Annotated in this window: 14 protein-coding genes; 6 read left to right on the top strand and 8 right to left on the bottom strand. The window is 37.0% G+C overall.

All coding sequences use genetic code 11. The features are described from left to right. The first annotated feature begins 85 nt into the window (after positions 1 to 85). The 3 genes from HWV54_RS06085 (at position 86) to HWV54_RS06075 (ending at position 2,987) form a co-directional block, all read left to right on the top strand. Positions 86 to 655, top strand: coding sequence for a CvpA family protein (locus HWV54_RS06085; protein ID WP_005865678.1), 570 nt, complete (start codon positions 86 to 88; stop codon positions 653 to 655). An 86-nt stretch (positions 656 to 741) separates the two neighbouring features. Beyond that, positions 742 to 2,235 carry an amidophosphoribosyltransferase gene (purF, locus tag HWV54_RS06080; RefSeq protein ID WP_005865680.1) on the top strand — a complete coding sequence of 498 codons (1,494 nt, stop codon included), beginning with the start codon at positions 742 to 744 and terminating at the stop codon, positions 2,233 to 2,235. A 2-nt stretch (positions 2,236 to 2,237) separates the two neighbouring features. Then, positions 2,238 to 2,987 carry an SDR family NAD(P)-dependent oxidoreductase gene (locus HWV54_RS06075; protein WP_005865682.1) on the top strand — a complete coding sequence of 250 codons (750 nt, stop codon included), beginning with the start codon at positions 2,238 to 2,240 and terminating at the stop codon, positions 2,985 to 2,987. Between the two features lie 75 nt (positions 2,988 to 3,062). On the opposite strand, the gene pssA is transcribed toward HWV54_RS06075, so the two are convergent. The 5 genes from pssA to cysS all read right to left on the bottom strand — a co-directional run bounded on the left by pssA (position 3,063) and on the right by cysS (position 8,948). After that, complete coding sequence (gene pssA, locus HWV54_RS06070) at positions 3,063 to 3,902, bottom strand: CDP-diacylglycerol--serine O-phosphatidyltransferase (protein ID WP_005865686.1); 840 nt, start codon at positions 3,900 to 3,902, stop codon at positions 3,063 to 3,065. Positions 3,903 to 3,910: 8 nt separating this feature from the next. Continuing rightward, a complete protein-coding gene (locus HWV54_RS06065) occupies positions 3,911 to 4,609 on the bottom strand; it encodes a phosphatidylserine decarboxylase (protein WP_005865688.1) in 699 nt (232 codons plus the stop codon). A 114-nt stretch (positions 4,610 to 4,723) separates the two neighbouring features. After that, on the bottom strand, positions 4,724 to 6,607 hold the full coding sequence (locus HWV54_RS06060; RefSeq protein WP_005865690.1) for an ABCB family ABC transporter ATP-binding protein/permease: 1,884 nt from the start codon (positions 6,605 to 6,607) through the stop codon (positions 4,724 to 4,726). 118 nt (positions 6,608 to 6,725) lie between these two features. Next, entirely contained in the window at positions 6,726 to 7,397 is a 672-nt protein-coding gene (locus HWV54_RS06055; protein ID WP_005865692.1) for a DUF421 domain-containing protein, read from the bottom strand. Positions 7,398 to 7,439: 42 nt separating this feature from the next. Further along, positions 7,440 to 8,948 carry a cysteine--tRNA ligase gene (gene cysS, locus HWV54_RS06050; RefSeq protein WP_005865694.1) on the bottom strand — a complete coding sequence of 503 codons (1,509 nt, stop codon included), beginning with the start codon at positions 8,946 to 8,948 and terminating at the stop codon, positions 7,440 to 7,442. Positions 8,949 to 9,435: 487 nt separating this feature from the next. Between cysS and HWV54_RS06045 the strand changes: the two genes are divergently transcribed. Further along, positions 9,436 to 9,807 carry a TIGR02301 family protein gene (locus HWV54_RS06045; protein ID WP_005865696.1) on the top strand — a complete coding sequence of 124 codons (372 nt, stop codon included), beginning with the start codon at positions 9,436 to 9,438 and terminating at the stop codon, positions 9,805 to 9,807. A gap of 191 nt (positions 9,808 to 9,998) precedes the next feature. On the opposite strand, the gene HWV54_RS06040 is transcribed toward HWV54_RS06045, so the two are convergent. Further along, positions 9,999 to 11,327: a dihydroorotase gene (locus HWV54_RS06040; protein WP_005865698.1), complete on the bottom strand. Its 1,329-nt coding sequence runs from the start codon at positions 11,325 to 11,327 to the stop codon at positions 9,999 to 10,001. Positions 11,328 to 11,389: 62 nt separating this feature from the next. Here HWV54_RS06040 and ygfZ point away from each other — a divergent pair, with 62 nt between their 5' ends. Beyond that, positions 11,390 to 12,256, top strand: a complete 867-nt coding sequence (gene ygfZ, locus HWV54_RS06035) for a CAF17-like 4Fe-4S cluster assembly/insertion protein YgfZ (protein ID WP_005865700.1) — start codon at positions 11,390 to 11,392, stop codon at positions 12,254 to 12,256. Then, complete coding sequence (locus tag HWV54_RS06030) at positions 12,256 to 12,867, top strand: YfbR-like 5'-deoxynucleotidase (protein WP_005865702.1); 612 nt, start codon at positions 12,256 to 12,258, stop codon at positions 12,865 to 12,867. The genes ygfZ and HWV54_RS06030 overlap by 1 nt, the downstream gene beginning before the upstream one ends. A 448-nt stretch (positions 12,868 to 13,315) precedes the next feature. Here the strand turns inward: HWV54_RS06030 and panB are convergent, their stop codons facing one another. Continuing rightward, the gene (gene panB, locus HWV54_RS06025; protein ID WP_005865704.1) at positions 13,316 to 14,134 is read right to left on the bottom strand and encodes a 3-methyl-2-oxobutanoate hydroxymethyltransferase; all 819 of its coding nucleotides are present in this window, start codon (positions 14,132 to 14,134) and stop codon (positions 13,316 to 13,318) included. Then, positions 14,121 to 14,990, bottom strand: coding sequence for a pantoate--beta-alanine ligase (gene panC, locus HWV54_RS06020; protein WP_005865706.1), 870 nt, complete (start codon positions 14,988 to 14,990; stop codon positions 14,121 to 14,123). The genes panB and panC overlap by 14 nt, the downstream gene beginning before the upstream one ends. Between the last annotated feature and the right edge of the window lie 19 nt (positions 14,991 to 15,009).

The raw sequence follows: 15,009 nt of genomic DNA, 5'->3' as shown, positions 1-15,009 counted from the left end.
CTATAAGAATAAAAAATGGCATAACAAGAAGTGCATTTGTATACTAACTTCAAAAAACACAACTTTATGTATAAGGAAAAAACAAATGATCATAACAGTCCTTGATGGAATTGTCGTGGCAATCATTCTATTGTCTGCTTTTCTCGCTATGCTCCGAGGATTTTCACGTGAAGTGCTGTCGTTGGCTTCCTGGGTAATCGCAGCTGGCGCTACGCTGTTTTTATTCAAACCTGTATTGCCCTTTTTTGAGCAATATCTCTCTAATAAAATGATTGCATTGATTACAACGTTAGTCACGATTTTTATTATTGTTCTCATTATTACTTCAATCATTACAATGAAAATCTCTGATTTTATTATTGATAGTCGAATTGGCATCCTTGATCGTAGTATCGGTTTTGTTTTTGGAGCACTTCGCGGTTTATTCATCATGGTTATTGGCGTGTTGCTTATTAATGCGCTTATTAGACCTGAGAACCAAGCAAACTGGTTAAAAAATGCAACAACAAAACCCATCTTAGATTCATTGGGACAAAAAATTTGGGAGAGCGTCCCCAAAAATCTTGATACTGTTCTCGAAAAAGCAGAAAAAATCTTTAAAAAAGATGATGCTCATACACAGGATAAGCACTCTCATGAAAAGGTAATTCAGTAAAATAGGAAATAGTTCGTCATGAGCAAAAAATTCCCAATAACGTGTAAGTATGATATAATTACCCTTCATATCACAACTGAAAGAATATGATGACAAAAAACGACATTTCCTGTCAGGATTTTTTATTGAATGATGATACCCTGCATGAAGAATGTGGAGTTTTTGGTATTCTTGGACATGAGGATGCAGCAACATTAACAGCTCTTGGGCTCCACGCACTTCAACATCGCGGGCAAGAAGCAGCTGGGATTGTTTCTTATCATAATAAAATGTTTCATCAAGAAAAGCATCTAGGTCTTGTCGGTGATCACTATACATCCCCCGCAACACTTGCTCGTTTACCAGGAAATCGTGCTATCGGACATACACGTTATTCAACAACTGGAGAAATAGCATTACGTAACGTTCAGCCTCTTTTTGCTGAATTAAAAGCTGGAGGTATTGCTATTGCTCATAATGGTAATCTTACCAATGGTCTTACATTACGCCGCGAACTTATTGCCTCAGGTGCTATTTGTCAATCGACATCAGATTCAGAAGTTTTTCTTCATCTTATTGCTCGTTCACGTTATGAATCGTCATCTGATCGTTTTGTTGATGCTGTTCGACAAGTGGAAGGTGGATATGCTATGTTGGCACTCACACGCACCAAACTTATTGCTGCACGCGACCCAACAGGTATTAGACCTCTCGTGATGGGTGAACTTGATGGTAAACCAATTTTTTGTTCCGAAACCTGTGCACTTGATATTATTGGAGCAAAATATGTCCGCGACGTTAAAAATGGAGAAATTATTATATGTGAAATACAAAAAAACGGAGAAATTACTAAAAAAATTATAAAACCAGTGAATGGAAAACCAGAAAAACTTTGTCTTTTTGAATATGTCTATTTTGCGCGTCCTGATTCAATCGTTGGAGGACGTAGTATTTATACGGTACGTAAAAACATGGGGATTCGTTTAGCGCAGGAAGCTCCCTGTGAAGGTGATGTTGTGGTTCCCGTTCCTGATGGTGGAACACCCGCTGCAATTGGCTATGCACAAGAAATTGGAATTCCCTTTGAGCTTGGTATTATTCGTAATCACTATGTTGGTCGCACTTTTATCGAACCAACACAACAAATTCGTGCTTTTGGAGTAAAATTAAAGCATTCTGCGAATCGTTCTGTCATCAAAGGAAAACGCGTTATTTTGATCGATGACTCGATTGTACGTGGAACAACATCCGTTAAAATCGTACGGATGCTCCGAGATGCAGGAGCAAAAGAAGTCCATATGCGCATTTCTAGCCCTATGATTTTTTATCCTGATTTTTATGGTATTGATACACCTACTGTTGAAAGCCTACTAGCTAATCAATATCCAGACTTAAAATCTATGTGCAATTTTGTGGGAGCTGATTCATTAGAATTTCTTTCAACGGATGGGCTCTATCTCGCTGTAGCAGGAGAAAAACGCAATAACGCTGATCCCCAATTCACTGACCATTATTTTACCGGACATTATCCTACACAACTGATTGATCAAAAAAATATTCCTAAAATTCATCAATCATCTGTCCTTAAAACAAGAGATTAAGGATGAAAAAAATTGATTTTAATCTCTTTGGTCGCGTTGCACTCGTTACCGGTGCTTCAAGAGGAATTGGCTATCATTTAGCGTTAGAGCTTGCAGCACGCGGCGCTCACATTATCGCTATTGCACGAACAACCAATGGACTCACTGAACTTGATAATCAAATTCGAAAAAAAGGTGCTCATGCAACCCTAGTTCCACTCGACTTACAGCATATGGAAAATATTAATGCCCTTGGTATTGCTATTGCCAAACGCTGGGAAAAACTCGATATTATGGTTGCAAATGCAGGAATTCTTGGAACACTTTCACCAATAGCTCATATCGAAAACACAGTTTTTGAAGATATTTTTCAAATAAATCTCATAAGCCAATGGCGCTTAATGAAAATCGTTGAACCTTTACTGCGTAAATCTGATGCTGGACGGGCGATTTTTTTATCCTCAAGCGTTGCTCATGTTGCACGAGCTTTCTGGGGACCTTATGCAGCCTCTAAAGCTGCTTTAGAAATTATTGCCCGTTGTTGGGCAGAAGAACTAAAGCAAACCTCTATCAAAATTAATTGTGTTGACCCTGGTGCAACACGCACTGCCATGCGTGCACAAGCCATGCCTAATGAAGATCCTCAAACTCTTCCTTTACCACAACAAGTAGCAGCAAAGATAGTACATCTATTCTCTCCTGATTTAAAAGAAACAGGAAAACTCTTTAATGTCCGTAAAAATCGGTTTATGGATTATCATGTACCTAATTAATCATAAACATAGAAGAGGTAGAATTAAATTTCTTTCTACTTCTACTTTTCTTCCAAAGAAACAAAATATAAATCTCTATGATTCTTGAACAGCTTCAGAATTGATCTTTTTTTCTTCCAAAGCAACTCGTTTATTATAAGCCATAAAACTACAGGGGAGAAAAATTATATAGCAAACAGCTGTGATCAATAAAGTGTACCATGTGTAAGTGGCGAGAAAACCTACATAAATAACAACACCCAACATGCACGGTACAACGATATCACGCCTCAAATTTTGATCAATCGTTTTTGCATTCCATACCGGTAAACGACTAACCAAAAGAAAAGCAATAATTACAGTATAAAGGCTAAAAAATAACGCCCAACTCCAACTTGGTATTAAACCAAGAGCTCCTAAATACATAGGCAATAAAAGCAATAATGCTCCTGCTGGAGCGGGCACACCAACAAAATAATTTTTTTTCCATTTTGGTATATCAGCATTATCCAACATCACATTAAAACGTGCTAATCGCAAACAACAAGCAACACAATAGACAAGTGCCGCAACCCAACCAACTTGGTGAGCTTGATTCAAAACAAAGGAATAAACAATAAGCGCAGGTGCAACACCAAAATTAACCACATCAGCAAGAGAATCCATCTGTGCTCCAAAAGATGAACTCCCATCCATTAAACGAGCGATACGACCATCAGCTCCATCTAAGATTGCTGCCAAAAGTACCATTAAAATAGCAGCCTCATAGCGATGCTCAAAAGCCAAACGAATACTACTCATTCCTGCGCAAATTGCTAAAACCGTTATGATATTGGGAATAACATATCGCATAGGCGTGGGTGAACGCCACCGATTTCCAGCATCATCATGCTGTCCTTCAGGATTAAATGACGAAAATAACGAAAAATTTTTCATGGGCCGTCCTAATCAAATCTGAAGTCAGTTGTAGCACTCTTATCATTAAAAGAACCTAAAACTGTTTCTCCTGCAATTGCTCTCTGGCCAACTGCAACACGTAATTTCACTGCAGTTGGTATATAAATATCAAGACGAGAACCAAACCGAATCAACCCAAATCGTTCTCCGGTAATAACGGAATCATTTTCTTTTGACCAACAAACAATCCGGCGAGCAACCATACCGGCTATTTGTACCATACCAATTTTACCATGTTTGCTGTCAATTACGATACTATTACGCTCATTAAACTGGCTAGCTTTATCAAGCTCAGCATTAACAAACTGACCTGGGCGATAAATAATAGACTCTATTGTACCACTTATAGGAATACGATTGATATGGCATGAAAAAATATCCATAAACACAGAAATACGGATCATTTCTTCTTTACCTAATCCTAATTCTTCAGGAGGAATACACGGTTCAACGAATGAGATACGCCCGTCAGCAGGCGACATAATCCAATCTGAATTCAAAGGAATTACACGATCTGGATCACGAAAAAAGTATATACACCATACAGTGAGAATAAGACCACACCAAAATAATGGACTCCATACCCAACCCAAAATGAGTGAAATAATAAAAAATACTACAATAAAAGGGTAACCCTCTTTATGAATTGGTACAAAGCTATTATGGACAGATTGTAAAATACTCATATAATTTCCTATTCATAGTATAACTTAAACCAGTAATAAATTTCTTCGTTCTTCGTGTCCGTTTACGTCACTTAATTAATCACTTTATATAGATACATACCACATTTGTGCAGCTCATTTTTTACGATTAACAACACCCAACTCATCTTCTTCACGTATTTTACGTAACTTTTCTTCCGCTTTTGATGCTTCAAGCTGCTTATTCCACATTGAAGCATAAAGACCTTTCTTGTATAAAAGCTCTGCATGCGTCCCATTTTCAATAATACGTCCATTTTTGAGAACCAAAATTTCATCAGCATTTATAACAGTAGAAAGACGATGAGCAATTATCAATGTTGTGCGTCCACGGCTTACAATATCCAATGCTTGTTGAATTTCTTGCTCTGTTGCCGTATCAAGAGCGGCTGTTGCTTCATCCAGAATAAGAAGTGGCGGAGCTTTCAACAGTGTACGCGCAATAGCTATACGTTGTTTTTCACCACCTGACAACTTGAGACCACGCTCACCTACCATAGATTGAAAACCTTCCGGAAGCATCTCAATAAATTTTAAGATCTGTGCCATTTCAGCAGCTTTGTGTATTTCTTCATCCGTAGCACTTGGACGCCCGTAGCAAATGTTATAAGCAATCGTATCGTTAAATAACACCGTATCCTGCGGTACCATGCCAATAGCTTCACGCAAACTTTTTTGCGTTACATCACGGATATCTTGTCCGTCAATCGTAATAGATCCTGAATCAACATCGTAAAATCGAAAAAGTAATCGAGAAATAGTCGATTTACCAGCACCTGATGGACCGACGATTGCAACTGTTTTGCCGCCAGGAATCTCAAAATCAACTTCTTTGAGAATCTGTCGAGTTGAATCATAGGAAAAATTTACCTGATTAAACCGAATAGTACCACTTCCTACCACCAATGATTTGGCGTCTGATTTATCAACGACTTCTTGCTGAACATCTAAAAGATCAAACATGGCTTCAATATCGGTTAATCCTTGTCGAATGTCACGATAAATTGAACCAATAAAATTTAGCGGAATAGAAAGCTGTATTAAAAGTGCATTAATAAACACGAAATCCCCCAAAGTTTGGGTCTTATGAAAAACTTCGTACGCTGACATCAACATTAGAATAGTCATTCCAATACCAAAAATAAGAGCCTGACCAAAATTAAGCCAGCTTAATGATGTCCAAATTTTCGTTGCGGCATTTTCATAACTTGCCATAGAAGAATCAAACCGACGCGCTTCCAGAATTTCATTAGAAAAATATTTAACCGTTTCAAAATTCAAAAGAGAATCAACAGCATGTGTATTAGCTTCAGTATCTGCTGTATTCATTTTTTGCCGAATACGAATGCGCCAATCGCTCGCTTTGATTGTAAACCAAGTATATAAACCAACTATTATTATAACTATAAATAAATAATACCATCCATAGTTGATGTAAAATACAAATGCTGTCAAAAAAAATTCTAAAATCGTTGGTATTGTGTTCAGAATTGAAAATCTGACGATAGCTTCAATTCCTTTTGTGCCACGTTCAATCACACGAGAAAGTCCACCAGTTCGTCTTTCCAAATGAAATCGCAAAGATAATTCGTGAATATGTACAAAAGTCTTATAGGCTAATTGGCGAATAGCATGCTGCCCAACAGTTGCAAAAAGGGAATCACGCAACTGATTTAATCCAGCTTGAACAATACGTGCGGTGTTATAGGCTAAAACTAGCATAATAGGAACAACTAAATTGGATGGAAGCCATGTGGGTAGCTCAACATTCACATCAAGCGCATTCGTAACATATTTAAAGAAATATGGTACAGAAATGAGAATCAGCTTGGCTAAAACAAGATAAAATATTGCCCATAGTACACGCATTTTTAGATCGTGCCGATCTTTGGGCCACATATAAGGCCATAAATTGTAAAGTGTAGATAGAGTTCGCCCTGCATCTGACGATACAGTTTTTATCATCTCATTGTGTTTCATAAAATTCTTACTTCTCTATCATCCACTCAACCAATTAAATACCCCTGTGGTTATTTACAGGCCATATGACTTCTATTCTAAGCTTCCAGTAAGCCTATACATTATTTGTAGTTTAAAGTTAGACTGTTTTTGAAAAAGGAACAAGAAATAATCCACTATAAGACTTATTATTCTGGTCTGTATTCTCATACCACTCTGCTGCAAATAAATTCTCAACCTTTATATGCTTTTTTTTCAATTCGGTTTGAAGCCATTTCTTTGATTTACCAATTTCTTTAAGACCATCATCAATAATTTCTCCACTTTGCACTAAAATAGTAGCTTTTTTTCCTTCTTCTTTTTTAATAACAGTACAATCGCCATTGGTCTCTAAACGAACAAAAGCTGCTTCATGTAAATTACAGCTTTTAATACGCAACATTGTAATTAAATCATTTACACTGATACCCAACTTCTTAATTTCATCCATTTGAAAAACACCATCTAAAACTAATGCAACACTCCGCCCCATAACAAGATGCCGAAAAAAGACCGAATGGCGTGCACACAAATTAAAAGAAGTAATTAAAGTTTGCCAAATGAATAAGACAAGCAATAATTGAATGCTGCTGATATTTTGATTATAAATAACACCTCCAATGATGCTCCCCATCACAAAATTGCTTACCAAATCAACTGGTGTCATTTGACTAAGACTACCACGCCCTGTGGTTCTTAAAATTAAGAGGAAGGCGATAAGGCCTACAATCAATTTAAGTGCAACATATCCGTAATAAGATAAAAATTCCATCAAACTTTCTCCTCAGTTATGAAAGCTGCTGGAATACGGGAATTAGAACCGTTTTATTTCCCATACGGTTATACGCTCACCAGTTTGTGGATCCTTGCTATCTTTTAAGATAATCCCCTTGGCGGCAAGATCATCACGAATTATATCCGCAGCTGCCCACTCTTTATTATGGATAAGTCGCAGCCTTTCGGCAATGCACTGATCAATAAATTTTTCATCAAGGGAAGTTTTGCACATAAATAATGGACATTCTACTTCCTTAACCCACTCTTGCCGTAGTAACCCTAATAAATTCATTCCATTTGCGAGAGCAGCAGCTCTCCCTGCTTTATAAAATTGCCTTAAAAGAGTAAGTGCACTGGCAGTGTTAAGATCATCACTTAATGTATCTATGAAAGATTCATCGAGAGCTTCTTTTTTCTCTAAACATCTGCTTTCACAACGAAGCAATTCATACCAACGATATAATTCTCTACTAGATTGTGTTAAACGTTGAGCTGTCCAATTTAATGGTTCACGATAATGCGTTTGTAACATCGAAAAACGCGCAGACAAACCAGCCCAATTTTGTTTCATTTCATCTGTTAAACTACTATTAAACTCTCTAAAATCACTTTCTAAGACAGAACGAATAGTAATAAAATTACCCAGGCTTTTCGACATTTTCTTACCTTCAACCTGCAAAAAACCGTTATGCATCCAAAGATTAACCATTCTTTCAGTCCCAAAAGCTGAACAACTTTGTGCAATTTCATTTTCATGATGAGGAAAAATCAAATCAATTCCACCGCCATGAATATCAAAAATATTTGCTGTCGGATTATCACAGGTTAAACCACCACCATAGGGAGCTAATAACTTTGCCATCGACATTGCAGAACATTCAATATGCCAACCTGGACGGCCCAAAACAGGAATTCCTGCCGGTGATGCCCAACCTGGTTCTCCTTCCGTAGAAGGCTTCCATAAAACAAAATCCATCTCATCTCTTTTATAAGTAGCAACATCGACACGTACACCCGCTCTCATTTCATCTAATGAACGGTTTGCAAATTCTCCATAATAAGGATGTTTTTTTATGCTTTTCACAGAAAATAATATATGATTTTCCGCTTTATAAGCGTGCCCCTTTTCAAGCAACCTTTCAATAAAATTGCGCATTTCCTCTAAATGATCAGTCGCGCGTGGTTGACTGGTTGGCAATAAACATCCAAGTGCTATTGTATCTTGTTGAAATTGAGAATATGTACGCTCCGTCAATCGACGAATAGCTTCATTAAGTGATAACTCTGGATACTCGCAGGCTGCTCGTATATTAATTTTATCATCTACATCTGTAATATTACGCGCATATATAACATGATCATTGCCATAAATATATCGTAATAAGCGAAATAAAATATCAAAAACAATTATAGGGCGTGCATTACCTATGTGTGCATAGTCATAAACCGTCGGACCACAGACATATAAACGTACTTTCGTCGCATCTATCGGTATAAAATTCTCTTTTTTACGTGTAAGCGTATTATAAAATCGCAACTCACTCATCATTATACTCCGTTAACGATACGACTCGCCGCTTCTCAAGGTGAATCTTACCAAAATCATTGTACTATGTGATTTAATTAAAACTTTCGTATAGCTTATGTAAGATTCCCATAGCTCCCCCATTTCATCTAAGCTGTACCCACCTTCTGTTACAAAAACAATCCATTTTATTTGATTGGAAGAGTATTCTATCGATACATGCTTTTCCTTTATGAGAAAATTATCACAGATAAAAAACCTAAAATGCTCAATACAATGTAAATTCATACAAAAAACAGATAGTATACAGAAAATTTGAAATTTTTAATCACACAAATCTTTATGAGAATTTTCAATATCTCTATGACGCTTTCCTTACTATCTTTCATGCCCTAAATTTTATAACATGCCTACTGTTGGTAATGATGCAAAAAACTATTTTATCGGTACCACTTTATCGGCGATTGTAATCGTCCCAAAACTTATTAAAAGGAAGTAAAACAAATTAATGCGTAATATTTTGATAAAAAACACTTTTTTAATATTTTTTTTAGTTTTGACATCAACATTTGCACGACAATTACCACCCTATGAAACAAAATTGATACGGCTAGCAGAAATTTTGGGATCTTTGCACTTTTTACAAAATCTTTGCAGTACCCCCACAAACCAATGGTATGATTACATGAATGCAATGATTGAGGCAGAACATCCAATGCCTCAAAGACGTGCTTATTTTTACGAAGCGTTTAATGAAGCATACCGTGCTTTTTCAGCCAATTATCATCATTGTACACAATCGGCAATTGAAGCAAATCAAAGATATATTAAAGAAGGAAGAGCTTTATCTGAAAGCCTTCTCGCGCATTATAACAATTAAACTGTACAAAAGTATTAAATCCTCAATTTGAGCTATCCCACTGACAAAAAATGGATAAATCAATAAATTGGCTATGATATAAATATGGCAATTTTTTAAGAATAACCTCTCAATACGCTTTTATCTTCGTCCGATAAAATCACCATGAGCACACTTTAGCATAAATAAAGCTATTTTATAATTTTATTTGGTTACACCAAAGCCTCTATAAATCTAACAGGCTCACCCTGGGAAGGTGTGACAATTTCACCTTCCCACATAACACGCATACCACGAATAATGGTCCCAACAGGCCAACCTTTAACCTTTTTACCATCATAAGGAGTCCAACCTGCACGCGAACCAATCAATGCATTCGTAATAATTTCTTCCCGTTTAAGATCAACAATGGTCAAATCAGCGTCATATCCAACAGCAATACGTCCTTTACAGCTTATACCAAAAATGCGACTAGGGCCATGCGATGTGAGATCAACAAAGCGTTCAAGAGATAACTTTCCTGCATTTACATGTGTTAGCATAACTGCTACTGTTGTTTGCACACCTGTCATCCCTGAAGGTGAAGCGGGATAAGGTTGAAGTTTTTCTTCAAGCGTGTGAGGAGCATGATCAGAACCTAACACATCAACAATACCTTGCTGGATACCATACCAAAGAGCTTCACAGTGGCGGTTTTCGCGGATCGGTGGATTCATTTGAATCAATGTACCAAAACGCTGATAAGCATCAGCAGTTAAAGTCAAGTGATGCTGTGTAACTTCAATTGTTGCGACATCCTTATGTTTCTTCAGAAAATCAATTTCTTCCGCAGTAGAAAGATGTAAAATATGAATACGTGCCTTCGTTTCATGCGCAATTTTCACCAAGCGTTGTGTGCACTTTAATGCTGTAATCTCATCACGCCAAATTGGATGCGATGATGCATCTCCTTCAATACGTAATATTTTACGCTCTCTGAGCCTTTTCTCATCTTCAGAATGAAAAGCTGCACGACGGCGTATGTTCTCCAAAATAAGACGCACACTTTCATCATCATCTACCAAAAGATTCCCGGTAGATGACCCCATAAATACTTTAATTCCAGCAACACCAGGCAATCTTTCTAACTCAGCCAATTCATTTGTATTTTCACGCGTTCCTCCAACCCAAAATGCAAAATCACAATGCATGCGATGAAATCCCCGTTTTACCTTATCAAACAATGCTTCTTCCGATGTGGTTAATGGATTGGTATTAGGCATTTCAAACACTGCCGTAACTCCCCCTAAAACCGCAGAATAGGAGCCACTTTCTAAATCTTCTTTATGTTCACTGCCGGGCTCGCGAAAATGAACTTGACTATCGATAATCCCCGGCAAAATATGCAGTCCTGTACAATCAATTACTTCCCCAGCAGATGCACATGTAAGATTCCCAATTTCAGCAATACGGCCATTTGTAATACCAATATCACGTTTGTTTATTCCATCATGATTAACCAATGTTGCACCTTTTAAAATTGTATCAAATATTTTAGACATAGCCGTACTCCTTACATATCTTTTTTATCGATTATGTAACTTCGTGTAGAAAGGCAAGAACCATGATTGAAAAACAAAATGCTATTCTTTTTAATAACCGTAGAATTATTAAAGTTATTGGTGAAGAAGCAACACATTTTCTGCAGGTTCTTATTACAACAGATGTGACCAAAATCGGCCCACAAGAAATTTTCCCTGGAGCTCTTTTATCCCCACAAGGAAAAATTATTACTGATTTTCTTATTGGCAAAATAGATAACGGTTATTTTATTGATATCGTTGTATCTTTAGCTGATACTCTCTACAAACGCCTGCTCCTCTATAAGCTACATAAAAAAGTAGAAATTACAAAACCATTACAAGAACTTGTTACAGTTTCTTGGAATAATAAATCAGATACTTTAAATTCTGATTCAAGTTTTATTGATAAGCGCTTTCCACAAAATGAAAAAATAATACGAATCTATGGGAAAACGTCCTTTCCAGCTCCTGAATATCATGATAATTGGGACCGATTGCGTATTCGTTATGCAATCGCAGAAAGCAATAAAGACTATGAAATAGGAAAAGTTTTTCCCCATGATATTAATTATGATCAAATCAACGGATTAGCACTTAATAAAGGATGTTATATTGGACAAGAAATTGTTTCGCGAATGCATCACCGTCACATAGCACGTCGCCGTATTTTGCTTGTAAAAAGCCAGCATGAACTCACTTCAAAATCCAGCGTTGAAGCAGGAACCAAAGTACTTGGTTACCTGGGAACATGTGCTGCGAAGGAAGCTTTAGCTTTAATGCGTATTGACCATGTCAAAGATGCAATGGATAACAATATCACGTTTACAGTAAAAAATATTCCCGTCACAATCAGCATTGCTGAAAATATGAATTTTACCTTTCCTAAAAGTCCTGTGGAAACTCACTAATGGCTAAAGCTGAATTATCACAAAATGGAGAAACACGCGCTTGGCAAAGAATGCTTTCTGGCCGGCGGCTTGATCTCCTAAATCCTTCTCCTTTTGACGTCGAAATAGAAGATATCGCCCATGGACTTGCCCGTGTTGCTCGTTGGAACGGTCAAACACACGGAAACTACGCCTATTCTGTTGCACAACACTCACTATTGGTAGAACAAATATTTCAGAAGCTTTATCCTCAATCACGTAGTTGTGAATGCCTATGTGCTCTTCTTCATGATGCACCAGAATATGTTATTGGTGATATCATTTCACCCTTTAAAGCTGTCATAGGAAGACAATATGAAATCATTGAAAAACGCATACAAGATGCTATCCATATGCGCTTTGCGCTTCCGGTTGATCCTTCTCAAAAGCTCTTAAAAAAAATTAAACAAGCTGATCGGATTGCAGCATTTTACGAAGCTATTACACTTGCTGGATTTAATACAGAAGAAGCTCTTCGCTATTTTGGTTCTCCGAATAATATTTTACGCGATGATCTTAATTTGCAACCATACTCTACACAACAAATTGAAAAAGCCTTTTTAATTCGTTTTAAGGAGATCGATATTCAGTAACTCTATTAACAATTTTTTTGGTCATTTACTCTTTGTCATATCTAAAAAACATACAACGTTTTCACTTTAGAATTGTTCTTCCTTTATAAGGATAAAAAGACACATCATGCAATTATCTATAACTTTAGAAGAATATCATTTTACCCCTACAAGCAATAATATTCAAAAAACATAAAAAGTGTTATCCTTATACATTACTCTCCGACAACGAATATTTCTTTATACGTATTTTTAGCACATTCAATCTGATCGATTAGTTATATGATCAATGAGATTACAATGTTTTCGTGGCATTATTGAGCAAATGTTTGAGCCAAATATTATTCTGTTTTTTAGATTTATAAGATAGAATCCGATAAAAACAAAATTTTTTCATAAAAAATTTATATTAATCTCCAGTAACAAGCATTTATTATAGATGTATAGAGCTTTTGATTTTTCCTGACCTTTATTTAAGTTTATAAACTTCTGCTTCAGATGGAAAAGCACGTGATTTAACATCAGCTGCATAGTTTTTGATCGCTGTCTTCATTTCCTGTTCAAGAATACCATATCGGCGTACAAATTTAGGGATACAAGTTCCATAACCTAACATATCTTCCATCACCAATATCTGCCCATCACACTGACTAGATGCCCCAATACCAATAGTAGGTATAGAAAGCATCTGCGTGAGCTTCACTGCTAATGGCTCTACGATCCCTTCCAAAACAACAGCAAAGGCCCCCGCTTCTTCAATAGCTGCTGCATCCGCTTCAATCTGTTGCCAATCACTTTTATCGCGTCCTTGCGTTTTAAAGCCACCAAAACGATTCACTGCTTGAGGTGTGAGACCAATATGGCCCATAACCGGAATACCGCGTTTACACAAAAAATCAATCGTTTCCGCTATATAAATACCACCCTCAAGCTTAATCGCACCACACCCTGTTTGCGCAAGAATACGTGACGCATTGGAAAAAGCCTGTTCTGGACTTTCTTCATAAGAACCAAAAGGCATATCAACAACTACAAGGGCCTTTTGAGATCCACGCATAACCGCCTGGCCATGCAAAATCATCATATCTAAACTCACAGGAAGAGTTGTCTCAAACCCATATACCACCATCCCAACACTATCACCAACCAAAAGTACATCGCAATAGGGATCAGCAATCCGTGCAGTATAAACCTGATAAGCCGTTAAAGAAACAATTGGCTGTTGCCCTTTTCTTGATCGTATTTCAGCAGAAGTTATACGCTTTACGGTTTGATTATGTGTACTCATTTTCAACCTTCTCTTGCAATATATATTGATCAATAAGCCTCACTGCTCCAAAACGGACAGTTAGAAGCAAAATTGCAGGTTTATTCAATTTCCCCCGAACAACACATAATGTTTCCAAATCCCTTAAATCCACTGCTTCAATAATTGCACGTGATTCACGCTGTAAAATATCACGAACAATTTTACATAATTTATTAACAGAACGTTCCCCTTGGCGATAAAGCCTTTCAGCAGCTTGACCGCTTTCGGGAATAATTTTTGCCGCCTTGCGTTCTTCCAATGTTAAAAGCCGATTACGTGAAGAGCTAGCTACACCATCTGAATCGCGTAAAATAGGCACACCAATAATTTCAATAGGAAAAGCTAAATCCTCAACCATACGACGAATAATAAAGATTTGTTGAAAATCTTTTTCTCCAAAAAAAGCCTTATCTGGCTGCACAATATTAAAAAGTTTAGCAACAACGCTGGTCACACCACAAAAATGCCCTGGACGTAATCTTCCGATTAATATACGTGACAATTTTTCCACCTTCACAATTGTCTCATTTCCTGGTGGCCACATTTCTTCTACAGACGGTGCAAAAACATATTCAACACCTGCTTTTTTCAACAAAGCACAATCGCCCTTTAAATCTCTTGGATATTTATCAAAATCTTCATGAAAACTAAATTGCTTCGGATTGATAAAAACAGAAACCAGTATTCGGTCACACATTATCCTTGCTTGCTCTACTAAGGCGAGATGACCTTCATGTAACGCTCCCATAGTGGGAACTAAACCAATTGAAAATCCTAAACGTCGTTCTTCGGCGATATATTGGCGTACTTCAGAAATCGTTTTCAAGATTCGCATTTTTATATACTTTTCATAA

The organism is Bartonella alsatica, assembly GCF_013388295.1.
GTDB lineage: Bacteria > Pseudomonadota > Alphaproteobacteria > Rhizobiales > Rhizobiaceae > Bartonella > Bartonella alsatica.
Note: the sequence above shows the minus strand (reverse complement) of the source record. Positions and strands in the feature narration are given on the sequence as shown.

Bases quoted from the DNA above. Each gene is read 5' to 3' on its own strand.
- HWV54_RS06055 (WP_005865692.1), bottom strand. From the start codon at position 7,397: ATGGAATTTTTATCTTATTACGGATATGTTGCACTTAAATTGATTGTA.
- ygfZ (WP_005865700.1), top strand. From the start codon at position 11,390: ATGATTGAAAAACAAAATGCTATTCTTTTTAATAACCGTAGAATTATT.
- cysS (WP_005865694.1), bottom strand. From the start codon at position 8,948: ATGAGTGAGTTGCGATTTTATAATACGCTTACACGTAAAAAAGAGAAT.
- panB (WP_005865704.1), bottom strand. From the start codon at position 14,134: ATGAGTACACATAATCAAACCGTAAAGCGTATAACTTCTGCTGAAATA.
- purF (WP_005865680.1), top strand. From the start codon at position 742: ATGATGACAAAAAACGACATTTCCTGTCAGGATTTTTTATTGAATGAT.
- HWV54_RS06040 (WP_005865698.1), bottom strand. From the start codon at position 11,327: ATGTCTAAAATATTTGATACAATTTTAAAAGGTGCAACATTGGTTAAT.
- HWV54_RS06030 (WP_005865702.1), top strand. From the start codon at position 12,256: ATGGCTAAAGCTGAATTATCACAAAATGGAGAAACACGCGCTTGGCAA.
- panC (WP_005865706.1), bottom strand. From the start codon at position 14,990: ATGCGAATCTTGAAAACGATTTCTGAAGTACGCCAATATATCGCCGAA.
- HWV54_RS06045 (WP_005865696.1), top strand. From the start codon at position 9,436: ATGCGTAATATTTTGATAAAAAACACTTTTTTAATATTTTTTTTAGTT.
- HWV54_RS06060 (WP_005865690.1), bottom strand. From the start codon at position 6,607: ATGAAACACAATGAGATGATAAAAACTGTATCGTCAGATGCAGGGCGA.
- HWV54_RS06075 (WP_005865682.1), top strand. From the start codon at position 2,238: ATGAAAAAAATTGATTTTAATCTCTTTGGTCGCGTTGCACTCGTTACC.
- HWV54_RS06085 (WP_005865678.1), top strand. From the start codon at position 86: ATGATCATAACAGTCCTTGATGGAATTGTCGTGGCAATCATTCTATTG.
- pssA (WP_005865686.1), bottom strand. From the start codon at position 3,902: ATGAAAAATTTTTCGTTATTTTCGTCATTTAATCCTGAAGGACAGCAT.
- HWV54_RS06065 (WP_005865688.1), bottom strand. From the start codon at position 4,609: ATGAGTATTTTACAATCTGTCCATAATAGCTTTGTACCAATTCATAAA.